The organism is Pseudazoarcus sp. NS34, assembly GCF_059703725.1.
In genome coordinates this window covers 1,150,587-1,168,621 of the sequence record NZ_BAAKIZ010000001.1, presented here as the reverse complement: position 1 = coordinate 1,168,621, position 18,035 = coordinate 1,150,587, and the positions used below count along the sequence as shown (strand labels likewise).

The window sequence follows — 18,035 nt, the reverse complement described above, 5'->3', positions numbered from 1 at the left end:
GTGTCTATGGCGGACGACGCCCGCCGCCCCTGTCGGACTGCAAACCGCGTACCCGCCGCGCCCACGCTGGCGCGCTTGCCGGGCCTTCGAGTGACCACGGCCTGCCGGGAGGCACGCCGTTTGCGGCACATGCAGACACGCTTCAAACAAGGAGAACGCTATGAGCTTCCAACGCCTGCACGAGCGCGTTGCACACCAGCCGCTGCCGATGCCCGATCCGGACCCCGACCCCTTCCCCGACCCGCCGCCGGAGAATCCCCCGATGCGCGACCCGGAACCGCCCATGCCCGCAGAGGAAGACCCGCCACCAACGTTGCACTGAGCCCGCCGCGGCGCGGTCGCAGGTGCCCGTCGTCAGTCCACCCGTGGCGGGTCGCTTGCGCGCACCGGCGGCGGGGCCGGGCCAATGGTGGGGCTCACACGCGGCCCCGAAAAAGTGTCCGGGCGGGCGCCCAGGCGCACCCCATGCACCCCCGCGGCGCCACCTGCCGCGCCGGCGAACAGCGCCAGCAATGCGGCCACGCTGAGCCAGGTGGCGGCGATGGCGGCGGTTCGCGCGGCGTCATTCCGCGCTGCGGTGCTGTGCCGCACCGCCAAGGCCTGATCGACGGCGCGGCTGGCCTGTTCGTCACTCAGGCCGAGGCGCTCGCTCAATACACTCGTTGCGGTGGCACGGTCGCCGCGCTGCAGGCTTGCCACCAGCTCCCCCAGTGCGCTTTGCGACGTGTGGGGCGCGGCAGACGGCGCATCGGCGGTCGCCATCAAGGTGCCGCTCACGACCTGGCTGCCCAGCACACCGCTGAGCATGGCCACGAACAGCAGGCTTGCGCCCCAGCTCACGGCACCGTGCAACACGCCTTCCGGAATGCGCTGCAGCGCCGCACTGCGCGCAGCCACATAGCCTCCGGCAAAAGCGCCGATCAACATGCTGGCGGTGTTCCACAGGGCAGCCGTGGTCAGCAGGCTGTCGCCGGCCGGCCGCAGCGCGCTGCCGAAGGCCGCCAACGCAGCGGCCGCGCCGATCAGCATCAGCAGCAGATGTACGCCCAGTCCCACGGCCAGACCGCCAAGGACAGCGCCCCAGCACAGGCGCGTGGGGTGCGAAAAAGGTTCGGCTGCGCCGTCTTGGGCTTCCAGAGCCGGGCTTTCCATGGTTCTCCTCGCAACTAGTGAGCGGGTTTCGATCGCCCCGCAGGGGCACGCAATCGTCGATCCGCGGCACGGCGCGCTGTCGGCAGCCACAAGGGCGCAGACCATACGAACTATTTACGCGACGCTGTAATTCCTACCGACCGCGGCTGGCGCCCTCGAACCCCTTCGATAAAGGGGGTGCTTGCCCGGCAATGCAGACGCTACAGCCCGCAGCCTTTGAGCCAGTCGCTCGTGCATGAGGCGCGGCCGCGATTACGAGCTGCGGGCCTGCCTTTGAAATGGCGCGCCGTATCGCTTCAGTTGTCGGTAACGCTTTCCCGGCGCTCTTCCTCATCGGCGTTCTCTACGTCACCGACCGGGCCGCTCTCCGGTGCTGTTGTGTCTTTCATTTCTTCCGTGCCGGCACCGCCGCTCGGGGTGGGGGCGGCATCGTCACCCGGCAGGTTGGCCCGCACGAAGGCTTCCTGACCCTCCAGTTCCAGCAGCTGCGAGGTGCGCAGACGCACCTGGCGCAGCAGGTCCGGGTTGTCCGCCAGTTTCGTGCCCAGCGAGGGGATGATCTGCTTGAGCTTGGTCTGCCATTCCGGGCTCTCGAAGCGCTCCGGAAAGACGCGGGTCAGCAGGTTGAGCATGATCGGCGGTGCGGTGGAAGCGCCGGGCGAGGCACCCAGCAGGGCCGACATGGTGCCGTCCTCGGAGACGACCACCTCGGTGCCGAACTGCAACTTGCTGCCCTCTTCGGTCTTCTTGATGATCTGCACGCGCTGGCCGGCTTGCCAGAACTCCCAGTCATCCGGATTCAGCTCGGGGTAGTACTGACGCAGGGATTCGAGACGATCCTCGCGGTCCTGCAGCACCTCGCCCACCAGATAGCGCACCAGACCGAAATTGCTCAGCGCGACCTTTGTCATGGGCAGGACGTTGCGGAAAGTCACCGATTCAAACAGGTCGGTCCACGAGCCCTCCTTCAGGAACTTCGTCGAGAAGGTGGCGAAGGGGCCAAAGAACAGCACCGGCTTCCCGTCCAGATAGCGCAGATCGAGGTGAGGTACCGACATCGGCGGCGAGCCTTCAGCGGCCAGGCCGTAGGCCTTGGAGTGGTGGCGCGACACGACGTCGGGGTTGGTGGTGTAGAGAAAGGACCCGCCCACCGGGAAGCCGGCGTAAGGCTTGGCCTCGGGTATGCCGGATTCCTGCAGCAGCAACAAGGCCGCGCCGCCTGCGCCATTGAACACATAGCGGGCGTTTACGGAGTCGGTTTCACCGCTTTCAAGGTCGTACACGGTGACGCGCCAGGTGCCGTCCTCGTTGCGATCCAGGCCGCGCACTTCGGTGCCGGTGGTGAGCGTCACGTTGGGCTGGCGATCCAGGTTTGCCGCCATCTGACGCGTCATCACGCCCCAGTTGACGGCGGTGCCCAGATCCATGCGCGTGGCGGCCATGGGCGTGTCGTCCTCGCGGCCGGCCATGACCAGAGGCATCCACTCGGCGAGCGTGGCCTTGTCTTCGGTGTACTGCATGCCGGCGTAGAGCGGGATCTCTGACATGCGCGCATAGCGTTCGCGCAGGAAGTCGATGTTCTCCTGCCCCCACACCACGCTCATGTGCGGCACCGTGGCAATGAATGAACGCGGGTCGGAGAGGATTCCGCGTTCGACCTGATGCGCCCAGAACTGCCGCGATATCTCGAACTGTTCGGTGACATTGATGGCGCGCTGGATCGTGACGCTCCCATCCTCGGCCATGGGCGTGTAGTTCATCTCGCAGAACGCCGAGTGACCGGTGCCGGCGTTGTTCCAGCCGTGCGAGCTTTCCTGGGCGATATCGTCCAGGCGCTCAAACAGCTGGATGTTCCAGTCGGGCTCGAGCTCGGTCAGCCAGGTGCCCAGCGTCATGCTCATGGTGCCGCCGCCGATGAGCACGACGTCGAGAATTTCACCCTCGCTGCGCGTGCCGTCGTTGTCCTGGGCGGCGGCAAAGCCGGGGAGAAAAAACAGGTTGAGAAGTAGCACTGCGATGAAATGCGTTTTCATGACGGTCTCGTTGCTTGGTGCGCTGTGATCAAAAAAGCGCCTCTTGGGGAAACGGATGGCGGTATCGCTTACCACTGCTGGCAAAAGGTGTGCCGCTCCGGCTGGCCGGGTGTTGCTTTCAAGCCTTCGGGGTGAGCAAACGATGGTCCCAGCAGGGGCTGCTCATCGCCTTCGGCAGACGGCGCGCCCTGGGTCGGCAGCGCTCAGTGCGGGCACGCCGACAGTGCGAACTTCTTACGCATCGATGTAATTCCTACCGGCGCCGGCTGGCGCCGTGCCACGTCGTGCGCGGGACTTTCCCCGGCACAGGTCTTGCGCGGAACACACCACCGCCTTCCCGGATGAAACCGTGACGAGCCGGCACGCGCCGGCAAGGAGAGCACATGACACCCGCCCGCAAGCACGACGCCCTCGACCAGATTCAGGCCGAGCACGACGCCCTGCGCACGCTGCTCGCCGAGGCTCGCACCAAGGCCACCGCAGACATCCCCGGCGACGCGCCGGCGGCGATGCCCGAGCGCGACCGCCCACTGCGTGACGTGCTGCCACATGTACGGGGCTGGCTGACGCGCCGCTCGCGCCTGGAGCACGGCCTGCTCTACCCCGCACTCGAAGAAGCCGACGCCGACGAGGTGATCCTCGGCTATGCGCGCACCGAGCATGAGCTGCATTGCCGGCTGCTCGAACGCGCCGAGCAACTGGCCAGAGCGGCCACGCAGGTGGACGGCGGCGAGTCGAGCAACGGCCATTTCCGCATGACCTTCAACGAACTCGCCGACCGCTTGTTGCGACACGTCGAATGGGTGGAACGCATGGTCTTTCCGCTGGCGCGCCGCACCCATGTCGACCTTGTCGCGCTGGGCAAACGCATGCGCGAACTGCCCACACAGCAGGAAGAACCGCCCGCGGCCACGCATGCGGACGACGGACGGCTCGATGTCGGTGCGGGGGAAGATCGCAGCCCCAAGCTGTGACGGCGAAGCCGCTCCCAGCCGCCGCGCCTTCACTTCGAGGTCATCCCCTCGCAGCTGTTCTTGCAGCGCTCGCAAGCCGCGATGCAGTCGTCCATGTCATCGAGATCACGACAACTCGTGATGCAGGCATCGCAGACATCCGCGCAGACCGCGCAGATCTGCCGGTGCAGGGTCGATCCAGTCGCCATCACATCTGCGGCCAAGCCGCACACCCATGCGCAGATCAGCATCGCGCGCACGTGTTCGGGCTCGATGTGGCGGCCACCTTTCTCCAGGCAATGACCGGTGGCCAGGTTGAGGCAGATCATCTGGCACTGTCGGCATTCGTCGATGCAGGCGGCGATCTCGGGGGCAAGTTCGGGTCGGGTCATGGAAACCTCCTTGTGTGGAATGGAACGGGCCGACTCGACGCCGACCGTGCCACTCCCTCGCAGCAAGCCCCGTTCCCACGACGCCGGCCCGCACGCCGGAACGCCGGAACGCCGATTGCTGACAGCACTCGCAGCGTGTCTGACAAGGAGGCCCAACATGCGCAAGGAACACATCGGCGGTCTGGAAGACCTTTGGCTGCAGAACGGTTACGACACCGCCGGCGGCGAGGTGACGTGGCGCGACCGGGACGGCCTGAGGCGCGCCATCACGCTGGAGTTGTGCTGCGCACGGCATCGTCTGGCGCCGGATGGCATCCGCTTCCTGCGACGCCTGACACAGCGCAGCGAGGGCGAACTCGACGCCCTGCTGGGGCTGGCCGATGGCACCGTGGCGGCGTGTGAAGCCGGTACGGCAAAGCTGCCCGAAGAGGCCTCCATGCGCCTGCGCAGCGATGCCCTGTCCGTCATCGGCGCTGCGGACAGCGAGGTCGAGGCGCAAACGCTGGTGCCGGCGCGCAAGCTCGTGTTCGCGCATCGCGACAGCGGCTGGTACTGCGCCGAACGGACGGTAGTGCCGGCCCTGTTGCAGGGCGCTCCGCAGTTCACTGTGAGGTAAGCGTAAGCGGCCGCGCCGAGCGACGCCGCCGCTTGCCCCTCAACCGTTGACGATCTCGCCGCCGTTGGGGTGCAACACCTGGCCGGTGATGTAGCTGGCACCGGCGCTGGCCAGAAAGACGTAGCACGGCGCGATCTCGTCGGGCTGGCCGGGGCGGTGGCCGAGCGGCTGCTTGCCGCCGAATTTGTCGACCTTCTCGGCCTCGAACGACGACGGAATCAGCGGCGTCCACACCGGCCCCGGCGCCACGGCGTTCACCCGGATTTCCTGCCCAGCCAGCGACTGCGCCAGCGAACGCGTGAAGGCCACGATGGCACCCTTGGTGGCGGCATAGTCGATCAGGTGCGCGCTGCCGCGGTAGGCGGTGACCGAGGTGGTGTTGATGATGCTGCAGCCCGCCTTGAGCCGCGGCAGCACCTGGCGGCACAGCTCGAACATGCCGAAAACGTTGGTGCGGAAGGTGCGCTCAAGTTGCTTGCGGCTCACGTCGGTGAGGCTGTCCTGCGGGTGTTGCTCGGCCGCGTTGTTCACCACGATATCCACGCCGCCCAGCATCTGTGCCGTCGACATCACCAGCCGCTCGACAAACGACTCATCGCCGATGTCGCCGGCCAGCACCAGGCAACGTCGCCCTTCGGCCTCGACCAGACGTTGGGTGTGCGCGGCATCGTCATGTTCGTCGAGATAGGCAATGGCGACGTCCGCGCCTTCCTTGGCAAAGGCCACCGCCACGGCGCGGCCGATGCCGCTGTCGCCGCCGGTGATGAGGGCGACCCGGCCCGACAGCTTGCCGCTGCCGACATAGCCACGCATCTCGTCGCAGGGTTGCGGATCCATCGGCGCGACATGGCCAGGCTGCTTGTCCTGGTGCTGCGGCGGCGGGGTCTTGTCCGATTGCGATGTGCTCATGATTTGCTGTCCTCCATGAATGGGCGAGTCACGACCGCGGGCCGTGACGCTTGCCGCAGCAATAACCGGCCAGCATGCCGGCCACGCCGCCCAGCACGCTGGCGGTGCACAGCGCCGTCCACGGCCGGGCGGCAATGCGTTCGCGGCAGTGTGCGAACATCCCCGCGAGCTGGCCTTCACGCTCGCTGGCGTATCCGCCCGCCCCCTGTGCGGGATGGCCGGTGTCGCTGGCGTATACCTTCACGGTGTCCTCGGTGCCGACACCACGCTCGGCCGGCTGGATGTCGCTGCCGGTGTCCGGATGTTGTTCCTGCATGTTCGGGTTCTCCTGTTTGCATTGCTTCGTTCGGCGCCGCTCGCGCCGCAAGCGACGACCTGAGCACGCGGCGTATCCAGCCCGCGCCCGTCGTCGTTACGTGCAAGGCTCGTTCCCGAGTCGGCAGCGCGCCCGGTGCCGGCGCGCCTCAAGCGAGGGCGTAAAAGTTACCGGCCGGGTCGCGGCTCTGAGACAGCCGGCGGCAGGACACACGTGCCGGCTTATGGCTTAGGTGTGCGGCAAGCACGGAGCCGGGAATTTCCCTTGCTTGGCAAGACAAAGGCCGCTCAAGCGCGGCCGGTCAATTCCGGGCTGCACAGGAGGAAGACCATGTCCGAGAAGACTCCTCATAACCTCTTCGGCCGCACCGACACGCCTCTGCGCACGCGGCACGCCGGGGGGGCGCCATGACCGTGCTGTCACGAGCACTTCCCGCCGTCGCACTCACGCTGACTGCGTTGGGGCTGGCACCCGGCGCAACCCACGTGCTGGAGCTGCCCGTCAAGCTGGACTACGCTCCGGCGCTGTACGCGCAAGTCACGAGCACCCTGTATGCGTGGTTCGGGCTGGTGGGTGGCTCTGTTCAGATTGCCGCCGTACTGGCCGTTGCGCTTCTCGCGTTCCGCAACCGACGCACCCCCGCCGGTCGCCTCGCTGCAGCATCGGCCGCCGCGCTGCTCGCGTCCTTGCTGCTGTGGGGCCTGGTAGTAGCTCCCGTGAATTCAGCATGGGCCGCAGCGGAAGGGTCCCCACAGTTCGTTGGCGCATACGAGCAACTGCGCGCGCGCTGGGAGTTTGGTCACGTTGCAGCGTTTCTCGCCTGGCTGACCGGCTGGTTCGGCCTCGTTGCGGCAGTCACGGGACGTCACGCTGCAACTCAGCAGGGTGTTGCCTGAAGCCTCGGCAGCACGACAAGGCGGCGCAGACGCAGCGTAATAATTTCACGCGCCGTGTCGGATTTTCCGCGTGGCGCGGGATGCCCCGCGTTGGTCAACAGCGCCGAATGAACGGGCACGGCTCCCGCCCCACGGCTGGCCTGGCATCGGCTGCAGCCGGCTCTAAGCGCCAAGCCGCAGGCCCGCGCACGCACTCCGAGAACCGCAATTCGGCCACTTGAAGAAAGCCCAAGCAGCACACGTCACGGACCGGGAATTGGCATTGCTGGGTAGCGGCAGGAGGTCGCACACCAGCGGCCTGCTCAACCCACGAAACACAGGAGAGAACCATGTCCGTGAAGACCCTTGAAGACCTGTTCGTGCACGAACTGTCCGACATCTACAACGCCGAAAAGCAGCTCAGCAAGGCGCTGCCCAAGCTCGCTCGGGCGGCGAGCAATCCCGAGCTGGTCTCGGCCTTCGAGTCCCATCTGGAGGAAACCCACCATCAGATCGAGCGCATCGATCAGGTGGTGGAGAAAACCGGCCTGCGGCTCAAGCGCATCAAGTGCGCGGCCATGGAAGGGCTGGTCGAGGAAGGCCGGGAAGTGATCGACGCGATTGCCCAAGGGCCAATCCTGGACGCCGCGCTGATCGGCGCGGCGCAGAAGGTCGAGCACTACGAAATCGCCAGTTACGGCACCCTGCTGGCGCTTGCCGGGCAGTTGAAGCTCGACGGCATTGACGGGCTGCTGCAGGAGACGCTGAAGGAAGAGAAGGCCACCGACGCCAAGCTCACCAAGCTGGCCGAAAGCGGCACCAACCAGGCCGCCGCCGGCCGCTAGGAGGGCAGCTGCACCGGTGCAGCGCGAGGGCGGCCAACGCGCCGCCAAAAAAGGGGCGGTCCCGTGGGCCGCCCCTTTTTTTCACTACGCAAAGCCGGGCTCAGGCCGTGATGCCGGCGTCGAGAACCATCATCAGCACGAAGCCGAACATCAGCCCGCGCGTGGAATCCGCCTCGTGCCCCTGCCGGTGCGACTCGGGAATGAGCTCGTGGCTGACCACGAACAGCATGGCGCCGGCCGCAAAGGCCAGCCCCCACGGCAACAGCGGAGCGCTGACGCCGACAGTCACGGCGCCCAGCAGTGCTGCGAGCGGCTCGACCAGCCCGGACGCGGCGCTGATCAGGAAGGCCGGCAGCCTGCGCAGCCCGGCGCCAAGCAGCGCCACGGCAACCACCAGCCCTTCCGGCACGTTCTGCAACGCGATGCCGGTCGTCAGCGCGGCCGCCTGGTCGGCTTCGGGGCCGGCCGCCGAAACGCCAACCGCCAGCCCCTCGGGGATGTTGTGCAGCACGATGGCGAACACGAACAACCACAGGCTGCGCACCCGCCTGGCACGGGCAGCGTCGCCGCCATGTGCCTCGATGAAATGCGCATGCGGGGTAAAGCGCTCGGCCAGCATCAGCAGAATGGCGCCAAGCAACACCCCGGCACCAACCGTCAGCGCCGGCCTCCAGGCGCCGCCGGCCCCCGCGGCCGCCGCCTCAAGCGCCGGCCCGATCAAGGAAAAGCACGCGGCGGCCAGCATCACCCCGGCGCTGAAGCCGAGCAGGGTGTCGTTCAGCCGCTCGCCCAGCTTCCGCATCACGACAATGGGTACGGCGCCCAGTGTGGTCGCAAGCGCCGCCACTCCGCCGGCGGCAAGGGCGGCGCGTGCCGTCGGCGCAGTTTCCAGCCAATCCCAGGCCTGGCCCGCCAGCACCAGCGCGCCCACGACCAGGGCGCTCCAGCTCAGGAAGTGAAGCGGTCGCTGGCGCAGGCTGCCGGTCTTCTCGTTCATGTCGTATGCAGCGCCGTGGATCGCTCTCCGTCGCCGGAGCTGAAGCTCAACGCTTGGCCTGCGCGTTCGGGGCGAGATCGCGCGCGAGGAAGGCCTGCGTGATCTGCGGCAGGTGTTCGAGCAGCCACTGCGCCATCTCGACCTCCTGCGCGAGGATGTCCTCGCACACGCGGCGCGTTTCGGTGTCGCCGGCGGCATCGGCGGCAGCGATCAGCACGGTGTAGCTGGCGATCTCCATGTTCTCGAACACGTAACCGCTCATCGCGCCTTTCACCACTTCGTCCGACATGAACATGCCGGCGACCCCCTGGCCGAAGGCGGTGATCTTGCCGGTCAGATCCTTCATCGTCGAAGTGCTTCCGCCGAGTCCGGTTATGAGGCCGTCGAGCAAGCGTTGCTGCCCCATCGTCTCCTCGATGTGCTGCTCGATGCGGGCCTTGAGCTGCGGGTAGTTTTCCAGACGCTCGGCCTGGGCCTTCAACATGCTTTCGGCCTGCTGTTCCATCGCGTGCGCGTCGCGCAGCCAGTCGAGCAGGTTGGTCTTGTAATCGGTTGCCATGCAAATCTCCTTTGAATCACGTGAATCCGGGGAACGCCTGCCGCCTTGTGGCAGCCGGCACCGGAATGCAGCAATCGCCGTTCCCTCGCGCCGGATTCAGGGGCGGTCTGCGGCTTCGACCGCATCCACCAGCGCAGCCAGCGGGATATGCACCCAATCGGCGCGATTCTCGAGTTCGTAGCACAGCTCGTAGAAGAGCTTTTCCAGCACGAAAAGCGTCAGCAGATCGTCGTCGTGGCGGCTGGCAACGGGCTGTTCGACGGCGCGATAGGCCGCCAGAAAGGTCTCGCTGCTGCGCGCCTGCCAGGTCTTCAGCGCGCGGGCGAACTCCGCTTCGCGCTCCGGCCGTGCCGCAACCGCCCGCGCCTCGGCGGTGCGCGCGGCGTAGTCGAAGGATCGCAACATGCCGGCGACATCGCGCAACGGCGAATGCTTCTCGCGGCGCTGCGCGACCGGGCGCGCAGGCTCACCCTCGAAATCCACGACGACAAACTCGTTGTGCACCAGCAGCAACTGACCCAGATGCAGATCGGCGTGATAGCGCGTCTTAACGATGCCGGCGGCGGCGAGATCAAGGCTCTGCAGGCGGGCGGCCAGCACCACGCGCAACTCGATCACACGCCGGGCCAGCCCGGCCGTGGCTTCGCTCAGGGCCGGAAGACGGGCTTCGAGCAGATCGAGGCTGCGCTCCAGATCGGCCGCCACCGCATCGCGCCAGGCGGAAACTTCGGCCGGTGTCACCGGCTCCGGGCGGAAGGCCGGGTCGTCGGGGTCGGAGGCCAGCGCGGCGTGCAGCTCACCGATGCGCTGCCCCAGCCCGGCGATGCGCAGCTGATAGCCGTGGTCGAGCCCGTCGACATCGCTGCCTTCGTCGCTGCCCGGCCACACGTCGGGCGCATACAGGCGCGAGAGCTGGTCCAGCGTGTAGTCCCAGGCGTTGCCCTGGTTGTCGATGTAGTCCTGCACCAGCAGCAGGGCGGCGCTGTGCCCTGCGGCGTCCACGTATTCAGCACTGCCGGCCACCCCGGCGATGTGCGTAAAGCCGGCACGCGCGAGGAAACGGCCCATTTCGGCCTCCGGGTTCACGCCCTGCTGCAGGCGGCGGTAACCCTTGAGGTAAAGATCGTCGCCGAAGAACACGCCGATGTTGGTCTGCTCCTGCGCCGGCAAGCGCACCTCCAGCGTGGCGGCGCTCTCCAGCCGGTCGCGGTGCGCGCTGCCGTCGAAATCCAGCCGACCGTCACCCAATGGCAGGGATTCGCCGCGCGCCATGGCGCGCAGCAAGGCGTGGCAGAAGGCCGGGTCGGCAAAGGCGTCGTAGAGCAGCCCGACGCGCGCCTTCTCGCGTACCCGCGCCAGGGCGTGCGGACCGACGCGCTCGGCCGGCAGCTCACCGTTCTCTTCCCATGCGAGCGCCAGCGGCAGGAAGTAGCGCTGTGATTCGCCGTCGGCAAAGCGCACTTCGAGCAGCGTCAGCAACCACTCGCCGTGTTCGGTGCGCCATTCCTGCTCGTCCGTCACCGCCAGCCCGCTGATCGACTGGCCCTTGCCGGCGAACCAGCGCCGCCCGCGCAGGTAGGGCAGCACGATCTCGTCCTGCAACTGCCGGCGGCTGCGCAGCGCGACCGCAGTGCGTGCCGACGAATGCACCGCGCTTTCGACTTCGCGCAGGAAGGTGCGCCAGCCGTCGGTCAGCACCAGCACCGGCAGATCCGGCTGCAACTGGCGCTCGGCGTGCCACTCCGGCGGTGGCGCCGCTGTCGACAACTCGAAGGCATAGAAGCCGTAGCCGGGCAGCGTCAGCAAATACGGCAGCCGGCCGATCGGCGGAAAGTGGCTGCGGCCGCTGATCTCGACCGGCACGCGGCCGTCAAAGCGCGACAGTTCCAGCTCCACCGCCTGCGGCGTGGGCGACAGGTTGGCCACGCACAACAGGCGCTCGCCGCCGCTGCCATCCGGCCCGGCCTCGCCGTATTCGCGCAGATAGGCCAGCACCTTGCGGTTGCCCGGTTCGAGAAAGCTCAGGCTGCCACGCCCGAAGGCGCGGTACTGGCGGCGGGTCGAGATCAGCCGGCGGTGGAAGTTGAGCAGTGAATGCGGATTGCGCGCCTGGGCCTCGACGTTGATGGTCTGATAGCCATAGATCGGGTCCATGATCGGCGGCAGATAGAGCTGCTGCGGGTCGGCGCGCGAGAAGCCGGCGTTGCGGTCGGAGGTCCATTGCATCGGCGTGCGCACGCCGTTGCGGTCGCCCAGATAGACGTTGTCGCCCATGCCCAGCTCGTCGCCGTAGTACAGCGTGGGCGAGCCCGGCATCGTGAACAGCAGCGAACTCATCAGCTCGATGCGCGGACGGCTGTTCTCCAGCAGCGGCGCGAGCCGGCGGCGGATGCCCATGTTGATGCGCATGCGCGGATCAGCCGCGAAGTACTCCCACATGTCGTCGCGCTCGCGATCGGTGACCATTTCGAGCGTGAGTTCGTCGTGATTGCGCAGGAAGATCACCCACTGGCAGTTGTCGGGGATGTCCGGCGTCTGCCGCATGATGTCGACCACCGGAAAGCGGTCTTCCTGCGCCAGCGCCATGAACAGCCGCGGCATCAGGGGAAAGTGGTAGGCCATGTGGCATTCGTCGCCCTCGCCGGCAGCGTTGCCGCCGAAGTATTCGCGCACGTCTTCCGGCCACTGGTTGGCCTCGGCCAGCAGCACGCGACCGCGGTAGTGGTCGTCGATGACGCGGCGGATCTCGCGCAGCGTGGCGTGGGTTTCGGGCAGGTTCTCGTTGCTCGTGCCTTCGCGCTCGCGCAGGTAGGGCACGGCATCCAGGCGGAAGCCGTCCACCCCCATGTCGAGCCAGAAACGCATGGTGCGCAGCACCGCCTTGAGCACGCGCGGGTTCTCGTAGTTGAGGTCGGGCTGGTGGCTGAAGAAGCGGTGCCAGTAGTAGGCGCCGGCCACCGGGTCCCACGTCCAGTTGGAGGTCTCGGTGTCGTTGAAGATGATGCGCGTGCCGGAGTAGCGGTTGGGGTCATCGCTCCACACGTAGTAATTGCGCTTGGCCGAGCCGGGCGGCGCATGGCGTGCCGCCTGGAACCACGGGTGCTGGTCGGAGGTGTGATTCACCACCAGTTCGGTGAGCACGCGCAGGCCACGGCGATGCGCCTCGCGCACGAAGGTGCGGAACTGCGCGCGCGTGCCGTAGGCCGGCAGCACCTCGTGATAGTCGGCCACGTCGTAGCCGTCGTCCTTCAGCGGCGAGGGGTAGAAGGGCAGCAGCCACAGCGTGTCGACGCCCAGATCGCGCAGGTAGTCGAGCTTGCTGGTGAGGCCGGGGAAGTCGCCCACACCGTCGCCATTGCTGTCGAAAAAGGCCTTCACGTGCAGCTCGTACAGCACCGCGTCCTTGAACCACAGGCCGTCGTCTGCGCTGTCGGTGCCGGTGAGGCCCGGGCTTGTGGGCTGGCTAGTCATCGCGTCTCACAGGAAATAGTCGAAGTCGTGCTCGCTGCGCAGGCGCTGCCGCAGCACGAAGACATGTGCCGGTACGCGCGCCGGATCGAGGCGCACGAAGTTGCGCGCGCCGCTCCACAGGTAGCGCGCGCCGCTGAGCAGGTCGTGCATCTGGTAGCTGGCGTCCGGCGCCACGCCCAGCGTCGCCAGGTCCAGCTCCAGCCAGCCTTCTTGCACCTGCCAGGGGTCGAGATTGACGACCACCACCACGAGGTTGTCGCCGGCCTCGTCGTGCTTGGCGTAGGCCAGCAACTGACGATTGTCGATGGGCAGAAAGCGCAGCGAGGCGTTGCCGTGCAGCGCCGGGTTGTCGCGGCGGATGCGGTTGATGCGCGTGATCAGCGCTTGCAGGCCGTCGCCGCGCTCGGCGCGCACCGCCGCCCAGTCGCGCAGCTGGTACTTCTCGGAATCGAGGTATTCCTCGCTGCCGGGTTCGCGTGGCGTGTGCTCCATCAGCTCGAAGGCCGGGCCGTAGATGCCGTAGGCCGAGGCCAGCGTGGCGGCCAGCACCAGGCGCACCGAAAAACCCGGGCGGCCGCCGGTCTGCAGGTACTCGGGCAGGATGTCCGGCGTGTTGGGCCAGACATTGGGGCGGAAGTAATCACGGCCCGGTCCGCGGGCGAGTTCGGTGAAGTAGGCGGTGAGTTCTTCGCTGGTGTTGCGCCACGTGAAGTAGGTGTACGACTGGTTGAAGCCGAGCTTGGCCAGCCGGTGCATGACGCGCGGGCGAGTGAAGGCCTCGGCCAGGAAGATGGTGTCGGGGTGGTCGCGGCGCAGGCCGTCAAGCAGCCATTCCCAGAAGGCGAAGGATTTGGTGTGCGGGTTGTCGACGCGGAAGACGCACACGCCCTCGCCGATCCAGTGCCGGAAGACGCCGTCCAGCGCCTGCCATAGGCCGCGCCAGTCCTCGCATTCGAAGTCGAAGGGGTAGATGTCCTGGTACTTCTTGGGCGGGTTCTCGGCGTACTGCACGCTGCCGTCGGCGCGGCGGCGAAACCACTGCGGATGCTGGCTCACCCAGGGGTGGTCGGGCGCGCACTGCAGCGCGATGTCGAGCGCCACCTCCATGCCGTGCCCACGCGCGGCGTCGACCAAGCGACGCAAATCGGCGGCGTCGCCCAGCGCCGGGTGGATGTCGCAGTGGCCGCCCTCGCGGGCGCCGATCGCCCATGGGCTGCCGGGGTCGTCGGGCCCGGCGATCAGCGCGTTGTTTGGCCCCTTGCGGCGCTCGCGGCCGATGGGATGGATCGGCGGCAGATAGACCACGTCGAAGCCCATTTCGGCGATGCGCGGCAGGTGCTCAATGCAGTCCGACAGCGTGCCGTGCGACGGCGTTGCCAGCGAGCGCGGGAAGAACTCGTACCACGCGCCGAAGCGCGCCAGCGGGCGGTCGACATCCACCGCCAGCGGCGCATGAAAGGCGGCAAATCGACGGTCGGGATAGCTCTCCGCCAACTCGGCGCCGACCGAATCCAAAGCCAGTGCTTTCAACGCGCCTGCGTCGTCGGCCTCGCCACGCAAGGCATCCGCCCAGGCCGCCAGACGCTCGCTGTCGTCGCCCGCGGCACGTTCGGCGGCCTGCTCCACCAACTCGGCGCCGCCCAGCACCGCCAGGCGCACGTCGTCAGGGTCGATGCGGCGCGACAGCTCGTTGCGCCACGACTTGAAGGTGTCCACCCAGGCACACACGGTGTACCACCAGCGTCCGCATTCGGGCAGCGTGACGGCGGCGCGCCAGCGATCATTGCCGAGGGCGCGCATTGGCAGCACATGCCAGTCGCTGCCGCCGAAATTCACCACGCTGCTGCCTTCGCAGGCGCCCGGGCCGGGCCCGCCCGAAACCAGCGCGGACGCGCCGGGCACCTCCTTGCGCCAGCACAGCAGCACGGCCACGCTGTCGTGACCGTCGGCGAAGCAATCCGCTTCGATCACCAGCGCTTCGTCGAGGCTGTGCTTGACCGGAAAACGCCCGCCGTCCACCTGCGGGGTGATGCCCTCGACCACCGCGCGCACCCGGCCCTCGGGCGGCAGTTGGGTGTCACGCACCATCGGGGACCTCGAGCTGCAGGTACAGCACGCTCATCGACGGCAGGGTCAGCGCCAGCGACCAGGGCTGGCCCAGGCAAGGCAGCGGCGCCGCGTCGACGCCACCGAAGTTGCCGGCTCCGCTGCCGCCGTAGTGCTCCCCGTCGGTGTTGAGGCGCTCCTGCCAGTGGCCGGCGCAGGGCACACCGACCAGATAGTTGTGGCGCTGCACCGGCGTGAAATTGCACACCACCAGCATCGGCGAGGCGTCCGGCGCCTCGCGCAGGAAGGCGATGACGCTGTCCTGACTGTTGTCGGAATCGACCCAGCGAAAGCCGTCGGCATCGAAGTCGCGGCGGTGCAGCGCCGGGTGCGTGCGGTAAAGGTGATTGAGGTCGCCCACCAGCAGGCGCAGGCCGGCGTGTCGCGGGTTGTCCAGCGCCGCCCAGTCGAGCTCGCCCTCGTGCTGCCATTCGGCGCGCTGGCCGAATTCGCCCCCCATGAACAGCAGCTTCTTGCCCGGATGCGCCCACATGTAGGCGAGCAGCGTGCGCAAACCAGCAAAACGCTGCCAGTCGTCACCCGGCATACGCCCGATCAGCGATCCCTTGCCGTACACCACCTCGTCATGCGACAGCGGCAACACGAAGTTCTCGCGGAAGGCGTACCAGATCGAGAAGGTCAGGCGGCCCTGGTGGTATTGGCGGTGGATCGGGTCATGGCTGAAGTAGTCCAGCGTGTCGTGCATCCAGCCCATGTTCCACTTCATGCCGAAACCCAGGCCGCCGAGGTAGGTCGGGGCCGACACCATCGGCCAGGCGGTGGATTCCTCGGCGATGACGTGCACGTCGGGAAAGTCGCGGTACACCGCCTCGTTGAGCTGGCGCACGAAGGCCACCGCTTCCAGGTTCTCCTTGCCGCCGAAGCGGTTGGGCACCCATTCGCCTTCTTCGCGGGCGTAGTCGAGGTAGAGCATGGAGGCCACCGCGTCGACCCGCAGCCCGTCGATGTGATAGCGCTCGAGCCAGCACAGCGCGCTGGAAAGCAGGAAGGCGCAGACCTCATGCCGACCGTAGTTGAAGATGCACGAGTGCCATTCGGGGTGGTAGCCCTGGCGCGGATCGGCGTGCTCGTAGAGATAGGTGCCGTCGAATTCGGCCAGGCCGTGCGCGTCGGACGGAAAGTGCGAGGGCACCCAGTCCATGATCACGCCGACCCCGGCGCGGTGCAGGGTATCGACCAGGTACATGAAGTCTTCCGGCGTGCCGTAGCGCGCCGACGGGGCAAAGTAGCCGGTGCACTGATACCCCCACGAGCCATAGAACGGGTGCTCGGCCAGCGGCATGAACTCGACGTGGGTGAAGCCCATGCCGCTGACGTACTCCGCCAGCAGCGGCGCGATCTCGCGGTAACCGGGCAGGACGCCATCGGGACGCTTCCAGGAGCCGAGGTGTACCTCGTAGATGCTCATCGGCGCGTCCAGCGCCTGATGCTGCGCGCGCCCGGCCATCCAGGCCTCGTCACCCCACGCGTAGTCGAATTCCCATACGCGCGAGGCGGTGCGTGGCGGCTCTTCGGTGCAGGCCGCGAATGGGTCTGCCTTGTAGGCCACCTCGCCATCGGCGCGGACCAACCGATACTTGTACAGCGCGCCCTTGCGCACGCCCGCGACGCGGCCTTCCCATAGCCCGGAGCCATCCGGACGCGGGCTCAGCGGGTTCGCTTCTTCGCTCCAGTCGTTGAACTCGCCCACCACCGCCACGGCACGCGCATTCGGCGCCCACACCACGAACACCGCAGCGTCACCGTCGAGATGGCAGCCCAGCTTCTTGTGCAGGCGAGTGTGGCTACCCTCGCGGAAAAGGTGGATATCGAGGCCGCTCAGCTCGGCAACCGCGCTCGCGCCCCCGCTCATGGCGCCGCGGACGCCGTGGCGGCGACGATGCCTTCGCTCGCGGCCAGCAACAAGCAGCGCTCTTCCTCGATCTCGGCGGCCGTACGCACGCCAAGCCGACGCAGCACCGGCAGCGGCGGACACCAGCCCTTCAGCGCGTGCTGCAGCAGGAAGCCACCGACCAGGGCCGGCAGAAAGAAGAAGCGACGATGGGCGAAGACGCCGAGTACGCAGCCGGCCAGCACCACGCTGGCGGCATTGGCCTCGAGCACCCGCTCGATGTCCCACTCGCGATCCAGTTCGGCGAGGCGTCGCCTGATACCCGCCGGCCCGCCCAGCACGGCCGCCTCCACCGCATCACGGCCGTGTTGGCGGATGCGTCGGTTGATATGGGGCGGCGTGTTCAGCGGCACCCGTTCGTCGGTCAGCGGCAACATCACGTGCTCCTTTGCGGTTCGACTCGCCTCAAGCCTGCAATTGACGTGCCGGGGCCAGACACCGTCGCGTGCTGCGCTGTCGGGCCGGAATTTCGCCGCGCCGGGGTCGCCCAAGCATGCAAAGACTGCACGCCGGTGTAAAAATCACTCCCGCCCGCCACTCAGGCCGCTCCGCGTCGGCGGGCATGCGTGCACGCCACCAGGCGTCCGTGGCGACCCACGTCCAGGCAGCGCGGGTCATCGCCGCAACTGACAGTCTCGACCGCGCCGTCGGGCCGTTCGAGTTGCCGCGTCCACGCCGCGCAGCCGCAGCAGGCGAGAAAGCGCTGCAGCACCTCGGGGTTGTGAAATACGGTCAAGCGCCCTTCGCCGTCGTGCAGCGGACGGCCGTCGACCATCAACACCACGCAGCGCTCACCGCAGTCGCTTACGGCATGCAGGCCGAGGCCGGCGTCCTTGCCCTGCGCGGCCAGGACTGCCAGCTCCAGCCACGTCGCCGTCCGGTTCTTCAACACCATTTCC

General features: G+C 67.6%; 17 protein-coding genes. 5 read left to right on the top strand and 12 right to left on the bottom strand.

Annotated elements, in window-relative coordinates:
* Positions 1–160 precede the first annotated feature (160 nt).
* Positions 161–322, top strand: coding sequence for a hypothetical protein (locus tag AC6H0N_RS05625; RefSeq protein ID WP_497573082.1), 162 nt, complete (start codon positions 161–163; stop codon positions 320–322).
* Between the two features lie 32 nt (positions 323–354).
* Here AC6H0N_RS05625 and AC6H0N_RS05620 read toward each other — a convergent pair whose 3' ends face one another.
* Together AC6H0N_RS05620 and mqo are read right to left on the bottom strand one after the other, a co-directional pair.
* Entirely contained in the window at positions 355–1,152 is a 798-nt protein-coding gene (locus AC6H0N_RS05620; RefSeq protein WP_497573081.1) for a hypothetical protein, read from the bottom strand.
* Positions 1,153–1,448: 296 nt separating this feature from the next.
* A complete protein-coding gene (gene mqo / locus AC6H0N_RS05615) occupies positions 1,449–3,185 on the bottom strand; it encodes a malate dehydrogenase (quinone) (protein ID WP_497573080.1) in 1,737 nt (578 codons plus the stop codon).
* A 383-nt stretch (positions 3,186–3,568) separates the two neighbouring features.
* Between mqo and AC6H0N_RS05610 the strand changes: the two genes are divergently transcribed.
* The gene (locus AC6H0N_RS05610; protein ID WP_497573079.1) at positions 3,569–4,159 is read left to right on the top strand and encodes a hemerythrin domain-containing protein; all 591 of its coding nucleotides are present in this window, start codon (positions 3,569–3,571) and stop codon (positions 4,157–4,159) included.
* A 29-nt stretch (positions 4,160–4,188) separates the two neighbouring features.
* Here AC6H0N_RS05610 and AC6H0N_RS05605 read toward each other — a convergent pair whose 3' ends face one another.
* Positions 4,189–4,530: a four-helix bundle copper-binding protein gene (locus tag AC6H0N_RS05605; protein ID WP_497573078.1), complete on the bottom strand. Its 342-nt coding sequence runs from the start codon at positions 4,528–4,530 to the stop codon at positions 4,189–4,191.
* 157 nt (positions 4,531–4,687) lie between these two features.
* Here AC6H0N_RS05605 and AC6H0N_RS05600 point away from each other — a divergent pair, with 157 nt between their 5' ends.
* On the top strand, positions 4,688–5,146 hold the full coding sequence (locus AC6H0N_RS05600) for a hypothetical protein (protein WP_497573077.1): 459 nt from the start codon (positions 4,688–4,690) through the stop codon (positions 5,144–5,146).
* Positions 5,147–5,185: 39 nt separating this feature from the next.
* Here the strand turns inward: AC6H0N_RS05600 and AC6H0N_RS05595 are convergent, their stop codons facing one another.
* Together AC6H0N_RS05595 and AC6H0N_RS05590 are read right to left on the bottom strand one after the other, a co-directional pair.
* Positions 5,186–6,055 (bottom strand): SDR family oxidoreductase, encoded by an 870-nt coding sequence (locus AC6H0N_RS05595; RefSeq protein WP_497573076.1) that lies wholly within the window; start codon positions 6,053–6,055, stop codon positions 5,186–5,188.
* Positions 6,056–6,083: 28 nt separating this feature from the next.
* A complete protein-coding gene (locus AC6H0N_RS05590) occupies positions 6,084–6,371 on the bottom strand; it encodes a hypothetical protein (protein WP_497573075.1) in 288 nt (95 codons plus the stop codon).
* A 407-nt stretch (positions 6,372–6,778) separates the two neighbouring features.
* Here AC6H0N_RS05590 and AC6H0N_RS05585 point away from each other — a divergent pair, with 407 nt between their 5' ends.
* On the top strand, positions 6,779–7,267 hold the full coding sequence (locus AC6H0N_RS05585; protein ID WP_497573074.1) for a hypothetical protein: 489 nt from the start codon (positions 6,779–6,781) through the stop codon (positions 7,265–7,267).
* A 329-nt stretch (positions 7,268–7,596) separates the two neighbouring features.
* Positions 7,597–8,091, top strand: a complete 495-nt coding sequence (locus AC6H0N_RS05580; protein ID WP_497573073.1) for a YciE/YciF ferroxidase family protein — start codon at positions 7,597–7,599, stop codon at positions 8,089–8,091.
* Positions 8,092–8,191: 100 nt separating this feature from the next.
* On the opposite strand, the gene AC6H0N_RS05575 is transcribed toward AC6H0N_RS05580, so the two are convergent.
* From AC6H0N_RS05575 to AC6H0N_RS05545, 7 genes are all read right to left on the bottom strand, one after another.
* On the bottom strand, positions 8,192–9,088 hold the full coding sequence (locus AC6H0N_RS05575; protein ID WP_497573072.1) for a ZIP family metal transporter: 897 nt from the start codon (positions 9,086–9,088) through the stop codon (positions 8,192–8,194).
* A gap of 46 nt (positions 9,089–9,134) precedes the next feature.
* A complete protein-coding gene (locus tag AC6H0N_RS05570) occupies positions 9,135–9,647 on the bottom strand; it encodes a ferritin-like domain-containing protein (protein ID WP_497573071.1) in 513 nt (170 codons plus the stop codon).
* A 96-nt stretch (positions 9,648–9,743) separates the two neighbouring features.
* Entirely contained in the window at positions 9,744–13,118 is a 3,375-nt protein-coding gene (gene treS / locus AC6H0N_RS05565) for a maltose alpha-D-glucosyltransferase (protein WP_497573070.1), read from the bottom strand.
* Between the two features lie 6 nt (positions 13,119–13,124).
* Positions 13,125–15,206 carry an alpha-1,4-glucan--maltose-1-phosphate maltosyltransferase gene (locus AC6H0N_RS05560; protein ID WP_497573069.1) on the bottom strand — a complete coding sequence of 694 codons (2,082 nt, stop codon included), beginning with the start codon at positions 15,204–15,206 and terminating at the stop codon, positions 13,125–13,127.
* Positions 15,196–17,097, bottom strand: a complete 1,902-nt coding sequence (glgB, locus tag AC6H0N_RS05555; RefSeq protein WP_497573068.1) for a 1,4-alpha-glucan branching protein GlgB — start codon at positions 17,095–17,097, stop codon at positions 15,196–15,198. Before glgB ends, AC6H0N_RS05560 begins: the two co-directional genes overlap by 11 nt.
* Positions 17,094–17,513 (bottom strand): YgaP family membrane protein, encoded by a 420-nt coding sequence (locus AC6H0N_RS05550; RefSeq protein WP_497573067.1) that lies wholly within the window; start codon positions 17,511–17,513, stop codon positions 17,094–17,096. The genes glgB and AC6H0N_RS05550 overlap by 4 nt, the downstream gene beginning before the upstream one ends.
* Positions 17,514–17,674: 161 nt before the next feature.
* The gene (locus AC6H0N_RS05545; RefSeq protein WP_497573066.1) at positions 17,675–18,031 is read right to left on the bottom strand and encodes a hypothetical protein; all 357 of its coding nucleotides are present in this window, start codon (positions 18,029–18,031) and stop codon (positions 17,675–17,677) included.
* Positions 18,032–18,035 lie beyond the last annotated feature (4 nt).